General features: G+C 56.2%; 17 protein-coding genes. 9 read left to right on the top strand and 8 right to left on the bottom strand.

Annotated features, from left to right (window positions below):
- Positions 1–35 precede the first annotated feature (35 nt).
- The 3 genes from P8935_RS11910 to P8935_RS11920 are packed head-to-tail and all read right to left on the bottom strand — an operon-like array spanning position 36 to position 2,213.
- Positions 36–551: a hypothetical protein gene (locus P8935_RS11910; RefSeq protein ID WP_348265223.1), complete on the bottom strand. Its 516-nt coding sequence runs from the start codon at positions 549–551 to the stop codon at positions 36–38.
- Between the two features lie 12 nt (positions 552–563).
- Complete coding sequence (locus tag P8935_RS11915) at positions 564–1,502, bottom strand: L-lactate dehydrogenase (protein ID WP_348265224.1); 939 nt, start codon at positions 1,500–1,502, stop codon at positions 564–566.
- A gap of 57 nt (positions 1,503–1,559) precedes the next feature.
- Positions 1,560–2,213, bottom strand: coding sequence for a flavin reductase family protein (locus P8935_RS11920; RefSeq protein WP_348265225.1), 654 nt, complete (start codon positions 2,211–2,213; stop codon positions 1,560–1,562).
- Positions 2,214–2,363: 150 nt separating this feature from the next.
- Here P8935_RS11920 and phoU point away from each other — a divergent pair, with 150 nt between their 5' ends.
- Positions 2,364–3,035 carry a phosphate signaling complex protein PhoU gene (gene phoU, locus P8935_RS11925; protein ID WP_348265226.1) on the top strand — a complete coding sequence of 224 codons (672 nt, stop codon included), beginning with the start codon at positions 2,364–2,366 and terminating at the stop codon, positions 3,033–3,035.
- A 99-nt stretch (positions 3,036–3,134) separates the two neighbouring features.
- On the opposite strand, the gene P8935_RS11930 is transcribed toward phoU, so the two are convergent.
- From P8935_RS11930 to P8935_RS11940, 3 genes are all read right to left on the bottom strand, one after another.
- A complete protein-coding gene (locus P8935_RS11930) occupies positions 3,135–4,121 on the bottom strand; it encodes a bifunctional enoyl-CoA hydratase/phosphate acetyltransferase (RefSeq protein ID WP_348265227.1) in 987 nt (328 codons plus the stop codon).
- Positions 4,122–4,263: 142 nt separating this feature from the next.
- Positions 4,264–6,744, bottom strand: a complete 2,481-nt coding sequence (locus tag P8935_RS11935) for an ABC transporter permease (RefSeq protein ID WP_348265228.1) — start codon at positions 6,742–6,744, stop codon at positions 4,264–4,266.
- Between the two features lie 169 nt (positions 6,745–6,913).
- The gene (locus P8935_RS11940; RefSeq protein WP_348265229.1) at positions 6,914–7,927 is read right to left on the bottom strand and encodes a methyltransferase; all 1,014 of its coding nucleotides are present in this window, start codon (positions 7,925–7,927) and stop codon (positions 6,914–6,916) included.
- Between the two features lie 156 nt (positions 7,928–8,083).
- On the opposite strand from P8935_RS11940, the gene xylB reads away from it, so the two are divergent.
- The 4 genes from xylB to P8935_RS11960 all read left to right on the top strand — a co-directional run bounded on the left by xylB (position 8,084) and on the right by P8935_RS11960 (position 14,667).
- Entirely contained in the window at positions 8,084–9,640 is a 1,557-nt protein-coding gene (gene xylB, locus P8935_RS11945; protein WP_348265230.1) for a xylulokinase, read from the top strand.
- A gap of 74 nt (positions 9,641–9,714) precedes the next feature.
- The gene (locus P8935_RS11950; RefSeq protein WP_348265231.1) at positions 9,715–10,953 is read left to right on the top strand and encodes a DUF5009 domain-containing protein; all 1,239 of its coding nucleotides are present in this window, start codon (positions 9,715–9,717) and stop codon (positions 10,951–10,953) included.
- Positions 10,954–11,063: 110 nt separating this feature from the next.
- Positions 11,064–13,142, top strand: coding sequence for a family 20 glycosylhydrolase (locus P8935_RS11955; protein ID WP_348265232.1), 2,079 nt, complete (start codon positions 11,064–11,066; stop codon positions 13,140–13,142).
- A gap of 181 nt (positions 13,143–13,323) precedes the next feature.
- Positions 13,324–14,667, top strand: coding sequence for a right-handed parallel beta-helix repeat-containing protein (locus P8935_RS11960; protein WP_348265233.1), 1,344 nt, complete (start codon positions 13,324–13,326; stop codon positions 14,665–14,667).
- 68 nt (positions 14,668–14,735) lie between these two features.
- On the opposite strand, the gene P8935_RS11965 is transcribed toward P8935_RS11960, so the two are convergent.
- Positions 14,736–17,312 carry a glycoside hydrolase family 3 C-terminal domain-containing protein gene (locus P8935_RS11965; RefSeq protein WP_348265234.1) on the bottom strand — a complete coding sequence of 859 codons (2,577 nt, stop codon included), beginning with the start codon at positions 17,310–17,312 and terminating at the stop codon, positions 14,736–14,738.
- Positions 17,313–17,555: 243 nt separating this feature from the next.
- On the opposite strand from P8935_RS11965, the gene P8935_RS11970 reads away from it, so the two are divergent.
- The 4 genes from P8935_RS11970 to P8935_RS11985 all read left to right on the top strand — a co-directional run bounded on the left by P8935_RS11970 (position 17,556) and on the right by P8935_RS11985 (position 20,699).
- The gene (locus P8935_RS11970) at positions 17,556–18,452 is read left to right on the top strand and encodes a universal stress protein (protein WP_348265235.1); all 897 of its coding nucleotides are present in this window, start codon (positions 17,556–17,558) and stop codon (positions 18,450–18,452) included.
- A gap of 152 nt (positions 18,453–18,604) precedes the next feature.
- Positions 18,605–19,195 (top strand): cyclic nucleotide-binding domain-containing protein, encoded by a 591-nt coding sequence (locus tag P8935_RS11975; RefSeq protein ID WP_348265236.1) that lies wholly within the window; start codon positions 18,605–18,607, stop codon positions 19,193–19,195.
- 251 nt (positions 19,196–19,446) lie between these two features.
- The gene (locus P8935_RS11980) at positions 19,447–20,040 is read left to right on the top strand and encodes a Crp/Fnr family transcriptional regulator (protein ID WP_348265237.1); all 594 of its coding nucleotides are present in this window, start codon (positions 19,447–19,449) and stop codon (positions 20,038–20,040) included.
- A gap of 44 nt (positions 20,041–20,084) precedes the next feature.
- The gene (locus P8935_RS11985) at positions 20,085–20,699 is read left to right on the top strand and encodes an HD domain-containing protein (protein WP_348265238.1); all 615 of its coding nucleotides are present in this window, start codon (positions 20,085–20,087) and stop codon (positions 20,697–20,699) included.
- Positions 20,700–20,711: 12 nt separating this feature from the next.
- On the opposite strand, the gene P8935_RS11990 is transcribed toward P8935_RS11985, so the two are convergent.
- Entirely contained in the window at positions 20,712–21,665 is a 954-nt protein-coding gene (locus tag P8935_RS11990) for a universal stress protein (RefSeq protein WP_348265239.1), read from the bottom strand.
- Positions 21,666–21,777: the final 112 nt, after the last annotated feature.

Raw genomic sequence — 21,777 nt, forward strand, 5'->3', positions numbered from 1 at the left:
CTCGCAAACTAACAAAGCTCCGTGGGCGGTTCCGATCAGATCCGTTCGAACTCTGAAGCCCTGCTTCGCATCTTGTCCATCGCATCCAGATCCGGCAACTCGTCATACCACGCGTAAAATGCCGCATCGAACACGTAGAACTTCTGAAACTTGATCACCGGCATCAACGGATCACGCGGAATTACCTGGAGATAACGAATAGAACTGCCGTCAAAATTTCGATGCAGCGTCTCGCGCCTTCCGCGAATGTCTCCGAAGCGCAAGCGATCTGTCTTGAAAGGAGTCCGCTTTTCGACCGTCTTGTTCGACAGCACAATCACGGCCATGAATACGTAAACCGTCCAGCCGGCTGCGAAGATAGTGATCCCTCCCCACTCCAACACCTGCGCTGGATTTCGCCCTTGCAAGCCTTCGTGCTGGCTCCAAAGCAAACCCAGCAGGCCTGCCAAACTGAACAGAAAGAAAGCCACCGCGAATATGCGGATCCACGGGCTGAGGCGATACACACGTTTCGCACCATCTCGACCCTTGTTGCTATCAAACGAAGCCATCCACCCTGTCCTCTAATATCCCAGTCCGCGTACGACTGAGCGAATCCGGTCCCCACTCTCTCGCAGTCCGCTCTCTTCGTCTACTGTCATTGGGATCGGCAATGGCGCCTCAATCCCTCCGCGCCCCACAATACGCGGCAAACTCAGGCACACATCCTCGATCCCCCTAAAGCCGCGGAGCAGCCCGCTTACCGGCAGCACTCGCCGTTCATCAAACAGAATCGCCTCGAGAATATTGCACACAGCGAGCCCGACGGCATAGTTGGTCGCACCTTTTCCCTGGATCACCTGGTAGGCAGCTTCCTTCACGTTCTTTACGATGGCGTCTTTGTCTGATGAGGTCAAACGTCCGTGCCCCTCCACGCTCCACTGACTCAGCGGAATCGACCCGATCGTGGCGCTCGCCCAGAGAGGAATCTCCGAGTCGCCGTGTTCGCCTGCAATATACGCGTGCACATTCTGCACCGCGACGTTGCAATGCTTGGCTACCAGGTAGCGAAAGCGCGAACTGTCCAGTACCGTCCCTGAACCAACAACGCGCTGCCACGGCAAGCCGGTCAGTTTGAGAGCCACCTCGGTCACCACATCGACGGGATTCGTCACCATTAGCAGCAGAGCATCCGGCGCGATCCGCATGACTTCCGGAAGAATCTTCTTGCAGATTTGTGCATTTGCCTCTGCCAGGTCCATTCGCGTCTGGCCGGGTTTTTGCTTTGCGCCTGCGGTCATCACGACAACATCTGAGCCCCGAAGCACTTCAACATCGTCACCGCCATCAACTTTTGCCTGTGGGGCAAACAGCAGTCCGTGATTGAGGTCGAGTACCTCGGCATCAACCTTCGTCCGCGCGATATCAAACAGGCTGATTTCTCGCGCCACTCCGCGAATCAGCGCGGCATATGCAATCGTGGCGCCTACGCTTCCCGCGCCTATGATTCCAATCTTTCCCATGTGCTCCTTCATGCGGGCGGGGGAGTTTTTGCAGCCCGCAGTTCCTTCACGATTATGTTATTTAGGCCTGATTAGCTCGATTCGATCCTGCGTTCGGACCCAGGCGTTGCCCGCCATGCGGCCTACTGCATCGAGGCCGGAAGGATCCACTCGAAAGTCGTCAATGAGGTCCTCGCGAACGTGAAAGCGTACCACTTCTCCCAGGACAATAACTCCGCTGGCCGGCTGGTCTCCTGTATATATCACCTGCATCAGTTTGCATTCCATCTGTGCTGGAGACTCAGCTACACGCGGCGCGCGAACCACTTCGCTCGCGAGCGGAGTCAGGCCGGATAATTTGAACTCGTTTACCTCAGGACCGACCTCGGCCGCACTTAGATTGGCTTGAGCGGCAATCGCTTCGCTCACCACATTGATTACGAACTCGCGAGTCTCCTCCACGTTGCGCAGAGTGTCTTTGCGCTGGCCGGCCTGATCAGTTCCCCCGGGGCGCAGTGCAGGGCAAAACAAAACGGTCGGTGGCGCGGATCCTACTCCGGCAAAGAAACTGAAAGGCGCCAGGTTGGCGTTGCCTTTAGCGTCTACGGTGGAGACGAGCGCGATGGGACGAGGAACAATAATGCCGGTCATCAGCTTGTAAATTTGCCGTTGAGGATGCTGGGCTGGGTTGAAGCTGAGCACGGACTTGCGTGTCGAACCGGAATCACTCATTCTGATAGCCTAGATTACCTGGGCGATCCGGGCAGATCTTGGCTTGGTGACATTTGATGCCCAAAGCGTGTCAAATGTGATGCCTTCAACGAAATTTGTCTGACCGTAACATTGCTTGATGCACAATGGTCGTTAGGAGAAAAACAGGCTTTGCCGCGCATTCATTTTCAACTTCAGCTCGCCGAACTCAAGGACAAGCTTCTTGCGATGGCTGCCCTTGCGCAGCAGGCGGTGGAGTCCGCGGTCGACGCCTATATTATTCGCGACCTGACCCTCTGCCAATACGTAAAGCAGAATGAAACGGCCATCAATTCTGCCCAGCGCGAACTCGACGAGATGGCCTACGAGTTGCTCGCCAAAGAACAGCCAATGGCGATCGATCTCCGCTTCATTCTCGCGGTGATCAAAATTAATGGTGATCTCGAACGCATCGGCGATCAGTCGATGGGGATTTCCAAACGTACCCGCGACATCATGAAGACCGAACAGGTCGAATTGCCCGTGGATTTTACCGCCATGCGCGAGGTTGCCGGTCGCATGATTCGAACGGCAATCTTGTCGCTGCTCGAGGGCGATGCACGCCTTGCCGACGAAGTGCGCGAAATGGACGATGAGATTGATCGCATGAATCGGTGCGCCCAGGCTGATCTTCTGAAGATGATCCAGGAGCAGCCCCAGGCGACGCAGCAAGCGATGAACGGGATGATGGTTTCTCGCAGCCTGGAGCGCATTGCCGACCACGCCGCGAACATCGCCACCGACGTAATCTTCTGGATTCGCGGGGCCGATGTCAGGCATCAGCTGAGCCTGTCAATGGACTGATTGATGCAATCAGGAATTTTTTCGAAATTCATTTAGCGACCAAGACAAAGGCGTCAAATCCGGAAGGAATTGACGCCTGTTGAATTGGGCGATTACCTGCTATGCGATTTCGACGGGATGCGTGGCGTAGTGTAATAGGCACGCAACGGCACAACTGGTGAGCCGAGTCTCCGCCGAGTCGGCGCGGCTGGTCAGGATTACCGGAACACGCGCACCAAGCACGATGCCCGCGAGCTGCGCGCCACCCAGATACTCCAGTTGCTTGGCGAGCATGTTTCCGCTCTCGAGATCAGGAACAATCAGAATGTCAGCCTGTCCCGTGACGGGCGAGTTCAGGTGCTTGATTTCCGCAGCATGAAGACTGACGGCGGTATCGAAGGCGAGTGGACCATCGAGAATGCCACCAGTAATCTGTCCTCGATCGGCCATCTTACAAAGTGCGGCAGCTTCCATCGTCGAAGGAATTTTAGGGTTCACAGTCTCTACGGCGGAGAGCAGTGCAACCTTAGGCTCCGGGATGCCGAGCGCATGAGCCAGGTCGATCGCATTCTGCACGATGTGGATCTTGTCCTCAAACTCCGGCTTGATGTTGATCGCGGCATCGGAGATGAGCAGTGTGCGCGCGTACGCGGGCGTATCCATTACGAAGACGTGGGTGATGCGGCGCGAGGTGCGTAGACCGGTGTCCCGTGCCATCGCTACTTTCATCAATTCGTCAGTATGCAGACTCCCCTTCATCATGGCCTGGGCATTGCCACTGCGGCACATGCTCACGCTAATCTCTGCGGCCTTCACTTCATTGTCCGCGTCGAGGATCGGATAAGGAGAGATATCAACCCCAATTTTTGCGGCAAGAGCGCGCATTTCAGCTTCGTCACCGATCAGCGTTGGCTTGATCAGCCCCTCGATGGCGGCTTCGACCGCGCCTCTCAATGCGACATCCGAGAGCGGCCAGCAAACTGCGGTCGTGATAGCCGGAAGTGACTTGCAGCGATCCAGAAATTTGTGAAAAACGTGATAGTCAGCCGGATGTCCGACTAATGGGTCGACGACAACGGCTTCAGCGAGGGGGGCAAGATCACTCATCGTGTTCATTCTCCACGGCCGCTGGTGCAGGATACAAACCCTTCGGCCTGACACTTTCATTCTTACGCGGCCGTGGAAATTGAAGTGTGCGGAAGGTCACACTACGGGCAGTTGTCCCCCAATGCGGTATCGGGGGTTGAGTCTATTCCGCCCGCAGCGCGCTGGTGGGGTTTACCTGGGCCGCTCGCCGCGACGGTAGATAGCAGGCTAGCCAGGCAATTCCAATGACCGCCGCCGTGGCGAATGAGTACGTCCACGGGTCCATAGGACTGACTTTGAACAGAATGGACGCCATGAAGCGCATAGTGGCAAAGGCCGCACCTATACCAAACATGGCCCCGATGGCTGCCAACAACAGTCCCTGTTTGACAAACATGTTCGTTAGCGAATCGCGCTGAGCACCGAGCGCCATGCGAATGCCGATCTCTCGTGTGCGCTGCGAAACTGCATACGAGATCACGCCATAGATGCCTACGATGCCGAGAAGCAATGCCATGCCTCCCGCAATACAGAGCATGACGAGAGTGAAAGATGTGCGCGCCATGGACTTTGTATAGAGTGTGCCAACTGTATCCGGGTCAGCCAGTGGCAGATCTCCATTCACTGACCAAACGGCCTGCTGTACCTGGCTCATGAAAGCTGCAGAGCCTGCGCGCGGTGAGCGAATGATGAACGATATGCCGCGATGCGCGTCCTCCGCCTGCCCTTCAAATTTGGCTAGCAGAACTGGCCAATAAACAACAGCTGGGGGCTTTTGGCTCACACCGTCAAAGTAAACATTTTTTGCCACGCCGATGATTTCGCGCCAGTCATCGGTGTTAGCGACCCGAATATGCTTGCCCAATGCGTTCTCCGGTGAGCCCCAATATTCGCGCGCCAGGTTTTCCGATACCAAGGCAACAGGCCGCTCCTGATAGGTCTCAGCCCAGGTCAATTCCCGTCCTGCGACCAGCGGAGTTCCCATCGTGGAAAAGAATCCGGGGGATACATTGACGAAGCGACGAATTGGCGGGAGTTCACCTTCGCGATAGGTGCGATCCTGTGCGTATAGCAGGTCATTTGAATCGTTTCCGTCCATCGGAACATGAGTGGAATATGCGACGGATGAGACATTCGGAATCGCAGCAAGTTTCTCGGCGATAGCCTGCTCCATGTGAATCACATTTGCCTTCTGAGTCTCAGGTACGGTCGATTCAGGAATATAGATGCGAAACTTTAGCAGTGAGGCCGGGTCGGCAAATCCGGGCGAAACATTTGCCAGCGCCTGAAAGGTTCGGATCATAAGCCCGGAGCAAATCAGAAGGACAAGAGCGAGAGCGACCTGCACTATAACCAGAGCTTTGCGAGCCCGATGCCGCTCACGACTCTGGCTGAGCGCACGCCCGCCCTCGCGCAAACCGGTATTGATCTGTACGCCGGAATACTTGATCACCGGAAGCATCCCGATCACCACGCTAACAAAGAGCGCCGTCCCAGCGGCAAAGGCCAGTACTGGAAAATCGATGCCAATCTCGTGAAGTCGTGGCAATCCTGTAGGAGCAGCCGCCACCAGAACGCGCAGCGCAGCAAAAGCAAGCGCCAGTCCCAGTACGCCGCCGGTAACTCCGAGCACGCCGCTCTCAAACAGCAAACCCATGGTGATATTTGAGCGACCCGCGCCAAGCGCAGACCGAACAGCCAGCTCCTGCCGTCTTCCTTCAACGCGTACCAGGAGCAAATTTGCGACATTCGCGCATGCAACCAGCAACACCACAGCAATCGATCCCATCAAGACCCAAAGAACGTTTCCTACATCCCCTACCACGTCTCTCTTGAGGGTGTGGACGTTCGCATTGATCTTTACCTTCTCAAAGATGGCGGCACTGAATCCCTCTGGCGCCGGAAAACTGTGGACTGCTATCGGCAGCAGGCGATCCAGATCAGTATTCGCCTGCTTCAAAGTCACGCCGGGTTTCAGCTTGGCAATTCCACGAAAGCTGAAGTTGCCAAGCTTCACTTTGCTACGATCCATCTGCATGGGCAAAAACAGAGCAGCGTCGTAGTTATCCAGAAACTGGAAACTCCGAGGCAGAACACCAATGATTTCGCGGTTCGTGCCATCAATATTGATTGCCTGGCCCACCACGGAATCGCTGCCGCCAAACTTCTTCTGCCAGTAGTTGTATGAGAGAATCACCGTCTTGGGTGCGTTCGCGGTGTCATCACGGCGCGTGAAAAGCCGTCCCAGGACTGGCTTGACTCCAAGCATCGGAAGGGTCCCGTCTGTCATGTCCATGCCCGAAACGTGTTCGGGCGCTCCCACTCCTGTGACGGAGAGCGAATCTCCGTTGTACATGCCGACATCTTCAAGCGTGGTGCTCTGCTCCCGATCAATGAAGTAGAGAAAGGGCGCCATGTTGAGGTCGCCTTGAAAGCCGATGGCAGGGGCGGAGTGCCACATCCCAATGAGCCGGTCGGCCTGCGGATAGGCAAGGGGCTTTAAGAGAACTCCCTCCACCACACTGAAGACTACGGTGTTCGCCCCGATGCCAACCGCCAGCGTAATCAGCGTGATGGTGGTGAACAAAGGTGCCCGCGCGAGCCTTCTAGATACTTGCTTGAACTGATCGCTGAAAAACGCCATGGCCGCTACCTGACCTTTGGGGGATGTGCGGAGTTCCGCACGCAGCCGCGACGAGCATTCGGCCGTAACCAAAGGTACGCGAAGACGAAAGGAAAAGTTCGCTGGCAGAGCAAATTGTGACAAAACGTTGTTGTTGCGGGATGAAGCGGGTCATCCCGCCCGTTTTCAATTACTTGGTGCCTATGACCATCGAGTCAGGACCGATCAGGTGTTCGACGCGCGCTTCACGGAAGCCTGCTTCCTTCATCCAGCCAATACAGTCGGCGCCGGTGTAGTCGAATCCGCCGGGAGTTTCAATCAGCATGTTCAAGCTCATCAGGAGGCCGAAGGCGTTCTTGGATCGATCATCATCGATGAGAGCTTCGTAAACAATGTATGCGCCGCCCGGAGGAAGTGCCTCGTATGCCTTGCGGATCAGCATCTTTTTTTCTTCGAGATTCCAGTCATGCAGGATGTGACCCATCATGATCACGTCTGCTTCGGGCAAAGGATCGGTGAAGAAGCTCCCGGGCTTGAAATGCACGCGATCCGAGAGTCTGTTCTCTTCGACATACTCTTCAAAGATCGGCGCAACCTCGGGCAGGTCGAATCCAGTGCAAGAGAGATGCGAATTCCTGAGCGCGACCTGCACGATCAGATCGCCCTGTGCCGTACCACAGTCGGCAACGGTCTTGTAACTCGACCACGGGAACTTTGCAGCAATAGCCATGTTCGCGCCGCGACTTACACCACTCATGGCGCGCAGGAAACCCTTGAGGCGAGTGGGATCGGCATATAGGGCAGCGAAGGTTTCTTGTTCGCCTGATGCCTCGTTTTGCTGCTGACCGGTACGGAGTGCGGTGGTGAGGTGGCCCCAATGATGGAAGAGGCGCTTGTTCGCCATTTCCAGCATGCCGCCAATGTAAGACGGCTTGCGCTTGTCAAGAAATACATTGCTCGATGCCGTGTTTGCGTAGTTGCCGTTCTGGCGCTCGAGAAATCCGAGTGCCACCAGCGCATCGAGAAAATCACGCGAGGAGCGTGGGTGCAGTCCGAGCCGTCCGGTTAGCGATTCCAGGCTTTCCGGCCCCTTGGCAAGTTCAGTAAAGACCTCCATCTCAACGGCGCTAAGCAGAGTTTTTGAAGCCCAGAAAGCAAGGCCAGTTTGCAATATGTGTTCAGGTGAGGGTGCGGTCGCAGTCATAGGAGTCTCTTTCGTTCGGAGAATCTCGATTCGCCCGTGAAAGAAATCGCCAGCATGTGAACGAGAAGAAATGCTTTGCGGCAGGGAAGCAGGGCTAATGCGAGTGACACGAGTCTACATGACGATGAGGTGGATCGAGAACGGGACAGGTTGGAGTTGCCAGATCTTTCCGACGCACCCCAAAGCTGGTATGCTGCGTGCGCAGAGAAAACCGATTTACGCAAGGAGTGCACGCCGATGTGGTTTCTGGGAATGGATGTAGGTACAGGCGGAACGCGGGCAGTAGTCGTCGATGGCGATGGAAGGTTGATCAGCGGGGCCGCGAGCGAGCACGCCCCCTTTCGTACGCCTCATCCCGGCTGGGCCGAGCAGGATCCCGAGGACTGGTGGCGTGCTGCGCAGGAAGCGATCAAACTGGCGCTGGCTGCCGCTCCTGAGCCGCATCAACCTGTGGCGGGAATTGGTTTGACCGGGCAGATGCATGGCGCAGTGATGCTCGATCAAAATGGCGCGGTGTTGCGCCCCTCGCTTATCTGGTGTGATACCCGGACGCAGCCAGAGTGCGACTGGCTGCACGAGAAGATCGGGTACGAAAAACTGATCGAGCTAACCTGCAATCCCGCACTGCCGAACTTCACTTTGACCAAATTGCTTTGGGTGAAGAAGCACGAGCCGGAGATCTTCGCGAAGATTCGCCACATCATGTGTCCGAAAGATTATGTGCGTTACCGTTTGACCGGCGAGTTTGCAATCGATGTGCAGGAAGCAAGCGGCACGCTGCTGCTGGATGTCACGCATCGCCGCTGGTCGAAAGAAGTGGCGGAGGCCGCAGGGATCCCTGAGAGCTGGCTGCCAAAGGTGTATGAGTCACCCGAAGTTTGTGCGCGCATTAGCGAGACAGCAGCAGGACTGACAGGCTTGGCACCCGGAACGCCGGTCGTTGCCGGGGCAGGCGATCAAGGGGCGGGCGCTGTGGGTATGGGGATTCTACAACCGGGTTCGGTATCGGCAACCATTGGAACATCAGGCGTGGTGTTTGCAGCGACTGCGCAGCCAACCAAAGATCCGAAAGGCCGCATGCACACGTTCTGTCACGCTGTTCCAGGAGTCTGGCATGTCATGGGCGTGACCCAAAGTGCCGGCTTGAGTTTGAATTGGCTGAAGCAGACCTTCTTCGCCGGCCAAGATTACGACTCCATGACGGCAGCGGCAGGGAACATTCCCGCCGGCAGCGAAGGCTTGATGTGGGCGCCCTATCTGCTTGGCGAGCGCACACCGCATCTCGATCCGCAAGTGCGCGCTGCGTTCGCATGTATTTCTACTGTGCATACTGCGGCGCACTTCACGCGCGCGGTGCTGGAAGGCGTTGCGTATTCGTTGCAGGATACCTTTACACTCTTCGCGGAACTGGGAATCCCAGTGAGTGCGGTCCGGCTCGGCGGCGGGGGAGCGCGCGGTCCACTCTGGCGCAAGATACAAGCAGGCGTGTATGGCCAAACGGTGGAAGTGCTCACGGCTGAAGAAGGCGGAGCGTTCGGCTGCGCGTTGATGGCTGGCGTTGGCACAGGACACTGGGCCAGTCTCGACGCAGCATGTGGGCAGGCAATTGAAGTGGCGCAGCGCATCGAGCCTGATCCGATAGATCTCGCAGCCTACAAGTCGGGATACGCGGAGTGGCGGAAGCTTTATCCAGCGCTCAAAACTTTGCGGTGATCGTCGAGATTTTCCTGTAGGATGTTGGGCAGCCGGGGCGGTCTCGGCGACATCCCATCGGGAGCACATCAGCAGTGGTCACGAGCTCCGCAGTCAGCCCTTCTTACGACGCAACTCGCTCAACGCCGGAGAAGGGCATTCCCGCGCCCCCTCCGCGAAACGTTGCTGTCGATGCCTATCGCGGCCTCGTGATGGTGCTGATGATGGGCGAAGTGATGCGCTTCGCTGATGTAGCGCGCTCATTTCCGCAAAGCACATTCTGGCGCATCCTGGCATACAACCAGACCCACGTTGAGTGGGCCGGAATGAGCCTGCACGACACGATACAGCCGGGATTTACATTTCTTGCTGGCGTCGCCCTTCCTTACTCCATACGCAGTCGCCAGCGTAAAGGCGAAAGTTTCACGCACATGCTTTTACATACGATGTGGCGGAGCTTTCTGCTCATCGCACTGGGCATCTTTCTGCGCTCAACCGATGGGCCGATTACGTACTACACCTTTGAAGACACCCTTACCCAGATCGGCCTCGGATACACCTTCGCTTTTCTGCTCACCTTTGCGAAGGCGCGCTGGCAATGGATTTCTCTCGCCCTGATTCTCTTCGCCTACTGGCTGGCCTGGGCGCTCTATCCCGCGCCAGGAGCGAACTTCAACTGGGCAGCTGTGGGTGTCGCGCCCGATTGGCACCACATTTATAGCGGCTTCGCGTCGCACTGGAACAAGAACAGCAATTTTGGCCAGGCGTTCGACGTCTGGTTTCTGAACCTGTTTCCGCGAACCAGTCGGTTTGCCTTCAACGGCGGCGGCTATTTGACGCTTAGTTTCATTCCGACGCTGGGGACGATGCTGCTAGGAGTAATTGCCGGGCGATGGTTCCATGAAGCGACGCCTAACATTCCTCTGCGGAAGTTTGCGCTTGCTGCGGTGGCGTTGATGGCGGCTGGACTCGTGCTGCATTTCACCGGGATATGTCCGATTGTGAAGCGGATCTGGACGCCTTCGTGGACGCTGTGGAGCGGCGGTGTCTGCTTCCTGTTCCTTGCAGCGTTCTCGTGGATCGTCGATGCTAAGAAAAATCAAAGGCTAGCCTTCCCGCTTGTGGTCGTGGGCATGAACTCGATTGCCGCATACCTCATCGCGCACCTCTGGGAAGAGTTCATCCTGAGTAGTTTCCGCATCCATCTCGGCATGCGTGTTCTCAACGCGTTCGGCGCCGCGCTCGAGCCTTTCTTCCTCGGCGTCCTCACGATGGCGGCGTACTGGCTGATTCTCTATTGGATGTATCGCAAGCGGATCTTCATCCGGATCTGAACACAAGATTTAATGCAACTAAAGATTCAATTCCAATCCTGCGTACTTGTGTGATCAATGAGCAGGATTTACTCTGACAAGCGGTTTCAAACGTTTCACTTGGGGGTTTTATGCGCATTCTTCGCCTTGCGGCGTTCTGTATCTTTCCATTGGGGATCATCGCAACTTCGGCGCAGTCCACGCCTACATGCGCCGATTTGCATCTGCTGCCGGCGCCGCGCGAGTGCACAGCCGTCAAGTCCATCCCGATTGGAACCGCAGGCCTGCGTATCGTCTCAGATCGAAATAGCGAAGACGAATTTGCGGCGAAGGATCTCGAACAAACCCTCAAGGATCGCGGAATCGGTACCGGAAAAGAGAGCGGTGCGACGATCCGCTTCGAACGTGAAAGCGCAGCGCGTGCAAAGGATCTCTTCGAGAAGCCGGAGGAGGCGTACAAGATAGAGCCCACATCGGCGCGCGGGTTAATCGTAAGTGCTGAAACTGACGCTGGCATCTTCTATGGAGCGCAGACGGTTAAGCAACTCATCCGCGGCATCGGCAAAGATGCGATCCTCCTCATCCCCAACATCCGCGACTGGCCCGCAATGCCTCATCGCGGGCTCTCTGACGACTGGTCGCGCGGCCCGCTGCCGAACATGGACTTCCTCAAGCGCGAAATCCGCACCCTTGCTGCCTACAAGCTGAACATTTTCTCGCCCTATTTCGAGCACACGTTTGCCTATGCCAGCACGCCTGTTGCAGCCTTTCCCGGCGGCGCGATGACACCCGACGAGGGAAGGGAGCTCGTGGCGTATGCGGCGAAGTATCACATCATCATCATTCCTGAGCAGGAAGCCTTCGGCCATCTTCATCACGTGCTCAAGTTTGAGCGGTACTCGACGCTGGGCGAAACGCCGCACGGTGCTGTGCTGGCGCCGGGTGATGCGGGAAGCTTGCCGCAGATCGGTGAGTGGTTCGGCGAACTGGCGAAAGTCTTCCCCGGTCCCTATGCACACATCGGCGCGGACGAGACCGATCAGCTAGGTCTTGGACGCACACGGGATGAGGTCGCACAAAAGGGACTGGGAGCGGTGTATCTCAACTTCCTCTCGCAGATCCATAAGCAGCTTGAGCCAAACCACAAGCGTTTGCTGTTCTGGGGCGACATTGCAGAAAACTCACCGGAGTTGGTAGGCACCCTACCCAAGGATATGATTGCGGTCTCGTGGCACTATGACGCGAAGCCTGACTTCACTAAAAACCTGGAGCCGTTCCTCAAATCGGGACTCGAGACTTGGGTAGCGTCGGGAGTGAACAACTGGAATCGCGTCTATCCCAACAACAACGAAGCCCTCGGTAATATTCGCGCATTTGTTCGCGACGGCCAGAAACTTGGCGCTACCGGAATGCTCAACACAGTTTGGAATGATGACGGCGAAGGCCTTTTCGATGAAAACTGGTTTGGCGTTCTTTTCGGAGCAGCCGCTGCATGGCAGCCCGGCGAAAGCTCTGAGGCCAGCTTTATCGCCTCTTACGGCCAGGCGTTTCACGACGACCCGAGCGGAAAGATCAGCCAGGCACAGCAAGAGTTGATGGCCGCCCACGCCACGCTTAAAACCGCCGGTCTCGAAGACGCACAAGACTTCTACTTCTGGGTTGATCCGTTTTCTCCGGAAGGACAGCAGGTGGCAATGAAGTTAGTACCCGTGGCTTCCGAACTTCGACTTCACGCGGAGAATGCCATTACGCTGCTTGCCCAGGCCCGTGCCGCCGCAAAGCTCGACAATCCCGAAGCACTGGACGCAATCGAACTAGGCGCCCGCCGTATCGACTTTATAGGATTTAAGTTCACCGCCGCGCAGGAATGCGCGAGCCTCTATGCGAAGGCGCAGACGCTTGCCGGCGACAACAGTAAATGGGGAGAAGTGTCTGAGGCACTCTATACCATCGGCTCCAATAACGGACGCCTTGAAGACATTCGCGACGGATACTCGCAAATTGGACAGCTCTTCCACGATGCGTGGCTGCTCGACAACCGGCCCTACTGGCTCGCCAACAACATGGCCCGTTATGATCGCTCGGCCCAACTATGGGTAGGCCGAGGCAACGCGTGGAAAAACGTCATCGAGCACTGGCGGGGCACGCACACACTGCCGCCTGCGAGCGAAGTCGGCTTGCCCGCTCCGCTCGCTCCAACAGAAAAATGAACAGTATCCGCATTAGTGTTTGAGAAAAGCAAGTCGCGAGATTCTCACTACTTGTGCAATTTATTGTCGCGAAATTCAAGTCCGGCTCCGACCGGCGCGGTCATATCCGCTTTTCGCTTGACGGCTAATCCTAGCGCGCTCAGAATGGGGTCCTCTCGAAGAACATTCCCCAGGAGGTCGCATGTCCCCAGCAACTTTTCGCAAAGCGCTGTTTCTCTGTTGCACAGTTGTGATTGCAGGTTCCTATCAGAAAGCCGCAGCTGCAACATTGTGTGTGAATCCCGCAGGATCGCACGGATGCTACTCAACGATTACAACCGCTCTTTCTCACGCCGCTGCATGGGATGTGATCAACGTAGGCCCCGGAACCTATAAAGAAGATGTCGTAATTGGAAAGCCCATTTCGTTGATCGGTGCGGGTGTGGGTGTTTCCATCATTGACGCTACCGGGCTTGCCAACGGCGTCTTTGTAGACGGATTCGATAACGCAGGCCTAGCCCACGTAACTCTCTCCGGTTTCACCGTAAAGAATGCGAATTGGGAGGGCGTTCTCGTCGTCAGTGCCTCGGACGTCGTAATTCGCAATAACAGAATCGCCAACAACACGAAGGCCACAGCTGTATTCACGGGCGCGCCGACGGGCTGCTCCGGCCAGCCAGCTTTTGAACTGGACGAGACAGGTGATTGCGGCGGCGGATTGCACTTGATCGGCGTCTGGGATTCAACCGTTTCTGGAAATACGATTACGAAAAATGATGACGGCATTCTGGTCAGCGATGAGTCCGCTGCAAGCCATGACATTCTCATCCTTCATAACTCAGTCACCGACAACCCTGGAGAGTGTGGCATCGTTCTTGCTTCACATCCACCCGTCGGTGCAATCGGCTCAAAGCATCACGGAGTTTTTCACATCACCGTTGATGGCAATGATGTCGAAAACAATGGCGTAATGGTTGGCGGTGCGGGTGTAGGCATGTTCTCTGACGGAAACGGTCAGGGCCGTTCCTCACAAAACGTGATCACCCACAACAGGCTGATCGGCAATGGACTGGGCGGTGTCGCCCTGCACTCACACGTTGGTCCTAACTTTGGATTGCCCGCCGACAATATGGATGGCAACGTCATCACCGGCAACTACATTGCAAAAAATCTCGCTGACTTGGATGACACTGCTACAGGCGGCCGTGTCGGTATCAACATCAACAGCGGTGGTGGCGGAACGCCGATCAATGGCACGATCATTTCTGGCAACGTCATTACCGATGAAGATATTGACATCGCGTTCAACACGCCGACTTGGGTCAATATTCATCTCAATGATCTGCGGGGCGGAAAAGTGGGCGTGGCGAACGTTTGCACTCTCGATGATCCGAGTTGCAAAGGAGGCATTATCGCCAGTGAAAATTACTGGGGATGCCCAAAGGGACCGGGTGCTTGGGGATGCTCCACAACTAGCGGTCCCAATGTACTTTTCACCCCGTGGCTGAGCCAGCCCGCAACAGGTGATGACGACAATCAACAATAAAATTAGTTCACGCAAAACAAGAGGCCTGCCGCGATCATCCGGCAGGCCTCTCAGCTTCTAACCGCAGCTTAGTTGACGGTCAGATCTGCATGGAGGGGAGTGTTCTCACTGGAGTCGCCAACTAGAACAATAAACTTACCCGGATCAATGGTCCAGTCATGCTTCGTTTCATCCCAGTAGCTGAACGCGCGCGCATCCAGTGAAATCGTAACGTGTTTTGTTTCGCCGGGAGCGAGCTGCACTTTTTCGAATCCCTTCAACTCGCGCTCCGGCCTCTTCGCTTTGGAGGACGGGTCCGAGACGTAGATTTGCGCCACTTCCGCACCCTCTGTTGCGCCGGAATTTGTGACATCGAAGCTAACTGGCACAGTGGAACCTGATGTCGCGGTGGCAGGCACATTCAAATTCGAGAAGCTGAACGTCGTATAGCTGAGGCCGAATCCAAATGGAAATAACGGATGTTTGCCCGTCGTTGTCCAATAGCGATAGCCCACCATGAGCTTGTCGTCGTACTTCACATGTGGAATGTCGTAGTCCACCGCTGGATGATTGTTCTCCATGACGTGGAGCTTCGTGTCGGCACCTTTTATCGGATAGTAGAACGCGTAGGACGGATCATCCTGCCAGCTGCGATCAAAGCTCACCGGCAGCCTGCCTTCGGGATCGTGTTTTCCGAACAGAACCTGCGCGATCGCCGTACCACCCTCTTGTCCCGGATACCACGCGTGTACAAGAGCAGGCACCTTATCGAGCCAGCGCCGTGTGTCAAATCCGCCACCACCGATGAACGTAACAACGGTATGAGGATTGACTGCGGCTATGGCTTCGACAAGCGCATCTTGTCCCCAGGGCAGCGTGAAGGAGCGATCAAAGCCCTCGCTTTCAGTAGTCGTGTTGAATCCAACCGCGAGGATAACCACATCAGCGACAGACGCAAATTTCTTCGCATCCGCAGCGATCATGTCTTCTTCATTCACGACGCCAAGTCCGAAGCGGTTGCCGACGAATCCCGGCAGATAATCAGCAACGACCTTGATGGTTTGTCCCGCACTCATGTCGACCGTTGCAGATTCGGGATGCTGGCCTTCTACCTGGGCCTGCTCGATTACTTGTTTGCCATCCACGCTTACCGTGAAGTGATCGCTTTCTGAGGCAGCTGCAAGCACGAGGTATTTGCCGGTCTTTGGCGCTTCGAATGAAGCGCTATAGCGAATGCTTCGCGGCGTTTTGTCTTCCGGGCCCCACCACTCCTGCTTGTAGTTGTTGATGTTCTGCGGAGTGGCAGTTTCCGCCGCTCCGCTAAAAGTTTTGTTCTGATAGGTCGACTCGGTCAGGCCTTTTTCCCAATGCGTCTGCCAGAAGACATCGCCCATCTCCGGCAGTCCGCGGGCGTAGAGAACATGTACATCCGGCCCCACAAGGTTTCCGATCCCGGTCACGATGCTGATTGGCGCGAATGAAGCCGCCTCCGATGATCCACCGCCGCCTGTCACTGCTGGCCATGCATCCGGTCCGATGATTGCGATGGTCTTCACCTTTGACTGGTCCAGTGGCAGCGTGTGTCCTTCGTTCTTTAGCAGGGTGATGCTCTTGAGTGCGCCTTTCAGTGCGACTTCTCGATCTGCGATGGAATAGGTTGATTGGGTTGTATCGAGCTGCGGCCGATCCAGCCAGCCGTAGCGAAGTGCCAGGCGGAACAGCCTCAGCACCTTGTCATCGATCGTGGCTTCCTTCACCGTGCCATTCTTCACCGCAGTCGAAAGTGTCTGCTGGTTCATGAATCGAGGCGATGGCATCTCCAGATCAAGGCCGTTGTTCGCGGCTGCCACGCCATCGTATGTGGCATCCCAGTCCGACATCAGAACGCCCAGAAAACCCCACTTACCCTTCAGCACCTTCAGGTTGAGGAACTCATTCTGGGTAGCGTGCGATCCGTTGATCAGGTTGTACGAGTCCATCACCGCGTCTACGTGACCCTGTTTTACAGCCGCTTCGAACGCGGGAAGGTACAACTCCCGGATGGTGCGTTCATCCGCGGTCACATCCACGTTGTGGCGGTTGTACTCTTCGTTATTTAGCGCATAGTGCTTCACTGTGGCGCTTACACCCTGCGATTGAACGCCCTCAATGTACGGGGCTACCAGAGCGCCATTCAGATAGGGGTCTTCAGAAAGATACTCAAAGTTCCGGCCGTTGACGGGTGCCTTCGCAATGTTGACTCCCGGACCAAGCAGGAAATTGACGCCGCGGGCACGTGCATCCCGACCGAGGGCTTCGCCCAGTTCTTTGGCAAACTCGCGATCCCACGTGGCAGCGAGCGCGGCGCCTCCTGCGTAAGCAGTGGTAGGACCCCAGGTGCGCACACCCACCGACGCATCCGACATTTTCAACCTCGGCAAGTTGATTGCAGGGATGTCATTGGTAAACATGCTGTCGACGCCGCCGATAAGCTTGATCTTTTGGTCAAGGGTCAGTTTCGCCACCATCGCCTTGGCTTTGGCTTCGATGGCCGGCGAATCCGGTGATGGCGCCTGGGCTACTGAATTGCCTGAACACCAGAACAGGCACGCGAGAACACCGACGGCCAAACCCGCCAGCTGAGCGTGCACAATCGATTGAATAGAGGCTTTTGTGGAGTTTTTCATGACCGGGAAAGCCTACCGTATCCGGCTTCCGCGTGTACACGGGCTCAGTCGCCCGAAATTTCCTTTCCATTTCATCGTTGCGTGGAGGTAAGTTCCACATTTGTCACCGTTTGTGACCACAGTCACAGGAGGAAGTGAAAGGGGTCACTGCTCCACGCTGTATGCGAGAGCAGACTCAGTAAACATCCGGCCCTGCGTCGACCGGTGTACCCCGCGCCAAGGGCTGGCGCAACGAGGGAAGTCATGAGTTTTACGTCAGGTTTGAAAACCATTGTCGTCGCAACTGATTTGGATGGTCGCGCGGAAGCTGCCCTAGAGTACGCGCGCAAACTCGCGGTTGCATATGGTTCACGCATTGTGCTGGCCCACGGGCTTGACCCGGTTGATTATGCGTCGGTGCTTTCGGTTCCCGGGAAGGTTCTAAGCAGTCTGACTGAGCAGGCTCGGACAATCCTCGACCAGATGTCAGCCGACCTTGTCCGTGAGGGTATTCACAGTCATTCCGAGATTCGACAGGGAGAAGTTGCGCAGATGCTGGTGGACGTTGTGCGCAAATACGAAGCGGGCCTCATCGTCATTGGTACGGAGGGAAAGCAAGGCGCGGGGCCGATCCTCGTAGGATCGGTTGCGGAGCAATTGGTGCGTTTGTGTCCATGTCCCGTATTGGCAGTTGCAGCCGACTATAACGCTGGTGCCTTCCGCCCGCTGCCTGGCGGACCAGTCATGCTGGCCATGGAGCGAAATGATGCCACGGCCGAAGCGGTTGCCACAGCTTCCTCTCTAGCCGAAGTATTCCACCGAACGTTGATCGGCGTACATGCACGGCGTCCCGAGGAAGCGATAGCTTTTCTTAACCCGGTGGTGGGAACCCGCGAGCAGTTTGGGATTGAAAGCGATGGACGCTTTCCGGTGCGCTGCATCGTGAAGGATGGCAAACCCGGCGATGCCATCGTCGAAGCAATCGGACAATATCATCCAAGCGTACTGGTAATTGGTGTGAAGCGCACCAGCGAAACTCCCGGCCCGCATGGAACGGCATTCACACTGCTCGCCCGATCACGCGTACCGGTGCTCTGTGTTCCTCCTGCGGAGAAGATCATCGCGCGAGAATCAGAAACCTGTGCTAGTGCGCCCTGTTGACCATCGTGTAGGTCGGACTGAGTATTCTTCTCAATCCGACAGAGAGCGGCAGAAGATCGACGTCGACTGCCCATGAAATCGTTCAGATTCGCGGCTTGTTTCGAGACCAGTGGTCGCATATGGAGTTTGCTTATTTTCAGTCCCGAAGGATCATGCGACAGAGCGAACGGGTCAATTGGAGAACTGCCGCAGACTACGCTCGCGAGTTGAACGTGCACCAGAACGAAGCAAGAGGAGTGGGGACCATGCAACCAGCGGGATTCTCCGAGCGGCACGAACCTGCCGCATCGCATCCGATTGCAGAATTGTTAGCCTGTCCACCGGCGATCGGCAACATGTTGAATGCCGCCACCGAGTGCATCGAGTTTGACGCGGGACAAGTAATATTCCATCAGAATGATGTCTGTCGCGGCTTGTACGTTTCGATCTCCGGTCAACTGCTGCGGAAAGCGGCTCGACTGGATGCCCGGCTCAATCTCGGAACCGTCCGCGCCGGAGAACTGGTCGAGTTGGCTGCAATGTTGGGTGACGTACGTCACACATATACATTGGTCGGTCAAACCAAAGGTACAGTGCTCCGGTTGCCGAAGGAGGCGCTGCAACGCGCCTTTGAGCTTTATCCGCGTATAAGAATGCAATTGCTGGAAGAGCTAGCTCGTGAAGTATCAAGGGCATATAACCTGTGCTGCGCAACAAGGCAGGCAGGATTACGGCGCAAGCCGACGTCGCATTTGCATCCGTAATTCGTCTTGAATCGCAAATTGGAAACAAATACCGCTACTCGCTTAACTCTAAAGAAAGATTCATTAAGCCCAGCCGTTGCTGTTTACTTGAGAGAAGTGGGTTATACTCTGTTTAAACCTGCGGAAAAAGTATGGCTGGAATACACTCTCATCACCCACCGGAAGATTGTCTTAATTGCGAGCACCGGCATCTCCGCACGTTCTGCAATCTAACAACCGAGGCTTTACAAGATTTCGACGGAATCGGAATCATGATGAGCCATGCCCGCGGCGCAAAACTATTTACAGAGGGTGATGCAGCACGCAACGTCTTCGTCATCTGCTTTGGCCAGGTCAAGATCTCCTCGACCTCGCGCGACGGCAAGACCATGATTCTGAAAATCGCGGCTCCGGGCGACGTGATGGGACTCAGTGCTGTCCTCGCGAACGTCCCCCACGAAGTGACCGCCGAAGCGATCGAGCCCTGCCAGGTAAAGACCATTCGTAAGCAGGAGTTCATCGATTTCCTCGGACGTCATGGAATTGCCAGCATGCATGCCGCACAATCGCTCTCCGGCGAATACCTCACGGTCTTCCACGATGCTAAGAGACTTGCTCTTTCAGGATCAGCTGCAGGACGGTTAGCCCGTCTACTGCTGGACTGGGGCAAGGCCGCTTCCCTCGGAAAGCCCGAAATCCGCTTCACCATGGCGCTGACCCATGAAGAGATCGCCAATATGGCTGGCACTTCACGCGAGACGGTGACGCGATTGCTGAACCAGTTCCGCCGCGATCAGTGGATTGTCATCAAGGGCGCCAGCATGACCATCTCGAAGCCCGATCAACTCGAACGCCTCACCGCGTAGACTTCCCTCAGAATCTTTTCGCAATCGCGATAGGAGACCGGTCTGTGTCTCGGGAAGAATCGCTGCAACCTTTCATTGATTTCATTCGCGAACTCGACAAACTGAAGGGCGTAGAACGCAAGACGCGTCCTCTGGGTTTGGCGCGTTTTGAGAACTCAGCAGAACACAGTTGGCAACTCGCCGTTTTTGCTTTGTCGCTTGCCTCCTTTGCCCCGTCTTCTGTCAATCTCCAACGGGTTATCAGCATGCTGTTGCTGCACGACATCGGAGAAATCGATACTGGCGATATGATCGTCTACGCCACCGAAGGGCTGGAGCAGCGCAAGCTTGCCGAAGAGAGGGCCGTCAAACGTATTTGTACAATGCTGCCCGCAAACCTCAGCTCATCATTCCAAGAGCTGTGGCATGAATTCGAAGCGGCCGAAACGCCCGAAGCCAAGTTCGCCCACGCCATGGACAGATCTATTCCCATCATTCTCAATCTGGCCAACAACGGTCAGAGCTGGCGAGAAAACGGCATCCGCTGCGAACAGGTGATCGCACGCAACGGACCGCCCGTCGAAACTGGATGTCCAGCGTTGTGGGCTTATCTCAGGCAGAAGCTTGACGAGGCGCAGAGCGCCGGCTGGTTCGGAGCGAAAGAGAAAAAAGAAGGCTGATCCCGGTGGTTCTCAGAGGAAAATCTTGTCCTGTTCCATCGCAGCCGCAACCGGTTCTTCGACTTCATCCAGCAACGTGAGCACTGGGCATCGCGCGTGCGCCAGAACGCGAACAACGGTACGATCGTGGGTCAGGTTGTGAAACGCCGAGCGATGCGTCGAACCTAGAACAATAAGATCAGCACCCAGTTCTACCGATGTCGCAAGAATCTCGATCGCAGGATGGCCGTGTGCAATGCGCGCGTCAACCTCCGTGCAACATGAATCGGCCGCAGAAGTTTCCGCTGCGAGGATACGCAACTCGCGCATCGCCGTTGAGTCCAACCCAGTTGGAAGGCGATCACGCTGCATTTCGGCAACGGGTGGCAATACATGAAGCAGGACGAGCTTCGCCTTTTGCCTGACGGCGATCTGGCAAGCAAGCGCTGCGCTCGGGCTTGAGGTCTCTCTTAACGTGGTGGCATGCAAGACGACCCTTTGCCGGGCGTCGCCGGACACCTCGAGATGAGCCTCGGGACCCACGGTGATGACCGGGAGGTTAACCGAGCGCAGCACTTGTTCTGCCACGGAGCCAAGGAGCAACTTGCTGACCTTGCTCCGGCTCCGGGTTCCGAGTAACAAACGGTCCGCCCGGAACTGACGAGCCGCTGTCACGATCTGTTGAGCGGGAAATCCTTCGCGTACGACCGCATCGCACGCAATGTCCTGCCCTCGCGCCCTTATCCTCCAGGGTTCGAGTGTCTTGATGACAAATTCGATGGCGCCTGCTGGATCGTATGAAGGCATTCCCACTGCGTCTGGTGCAAATCCGGCACCTGCCGAAAGCACATGCAGCAGAATGATGCGCGCGCTGGATTCATGCGCCTGTTGAAGCGCAAAAGGCATGAGCCGGTCTAGATCACTGAGATCGGTCGCGACTAGGATCACGGTCGGCTGAGCCCATCGGTTTAATCCGGCGTCAGGCATAGCACACACACCTTATACGCCAAGAGAGTGGCACTGAAAAGAGCGACGAGATGTGCCGCGGAGCACTTAATGTGGTGAGTTGTATCACGCAGACTCTCATCGCTTTGCCTCA

This window comes from Telmatobacter sp. DSM 110680, assembly GCF_039994875.1.
Taxonomy (GTDB): Bacteria; Acidobacteriota; Terriglobia; order Terriglobales; family Acidobacteriaceae; genus Telmatobacter.

What these genes read in the sequence shown, in the direction of transcription:
- P8935_RS11910 (WP_348265223.1), bottom strand. Translation starts at nt 551, where the DNA reads ATGGCTTCGTTTGATAGCAACAAGGGTCGAGATGGTGCGAAACGTGTG.
- P8935_RS11915 (WP_348265224.1), bottom strand. Translation starts at nt 1,502, where the DNA reads ATGGGAAAGATTGGAATCATAGGCGCGGGAAGCGTAGGCGCCACGATT.
- P8935_RS11920 (WP_348265225.1), bottom strand. Translation starts at nt 2,213, where the DNA reads ATGAGTGATTCCGGTTCGACACGCAAGTCCGTGCTCAGCTTCAACCCA.
- P8935_RS11930 (WP_348265227.1), bottom strand. Translation starts at nt 4,121, where the DNA reads ATGAGTGATCTTGCCCCCCTCGCTGAAGCCGTTGTCGTCGACCCATTA.
- P8935_RS11935 (WP_348265228.1), bottom strand. Translation starts at nt 6,744, where the DNA reads ATGGCGTTTTTCAGCGATCAGTTCAAGCAAGTATCTAGAAGGCTCGCG.
- P8935_RS11940 (WP_348265229.1), bottom strand. Translation starts at nt 7,927, where the DNA reads ATGACTGCGACCGCACCCTCACCTGAACACATATTGCAAACTGGCCTT.
- P8935_RS11955 (WP_348265232.1), top strand. Translation starts at nt 11,064, where the DNA reads ATGCGCATTCTTCGCCTTGCGGCGTTCTGTATCTTTCCATTGGGGATC.
- P8935_RS11960 (WP_348265233.1), top strand. Translation starts at nt 13,324, where the DNA reads ATGTCCCCAGCAACTTTTCGCAAAGCGCTGTTTCTCTGTTGCACAGTT.
- P8935_RS11965 (WP_348265234.1), bottom strand. Translation starts at nt 17,312, where the DNA reads ATGAAAAACTCCACAAAAGCCTCTATTCAATCGATTGTGCACGCTCAG.
- P8935_RS11970 (WP_348265235.1), top strand. Translation starts at nt 17,556, where the DNA reads ATGAGTTTTACGTCAGGTTTGAAAACCATTGTCGTCGCAACTGATTTG.
- P8935_RS11975 (WP_348265236.1), top strand. Translation starts at nt 18,605, where the DNA reads ATGCGACAGAGCGAACGGGTCAATTGGAGAACTGCCGCAGACTACGCT.
- P8935_RS11980 (WP_348265237.1), top strand. Translation starts at nt 19,447, where the DNA reads ATGATGAGCCATGCCCGCGGCGCAAAACTATTTACAGAGGGTGATGCA.
- P8935_RS11990 (WP_348265239.1), bottom strand. Translation starts at nt 21,665, where the DNA reads ATGCCTGACGCCGGATTAAACCGATGGGCTCAGCCGACCGTGATCCTA.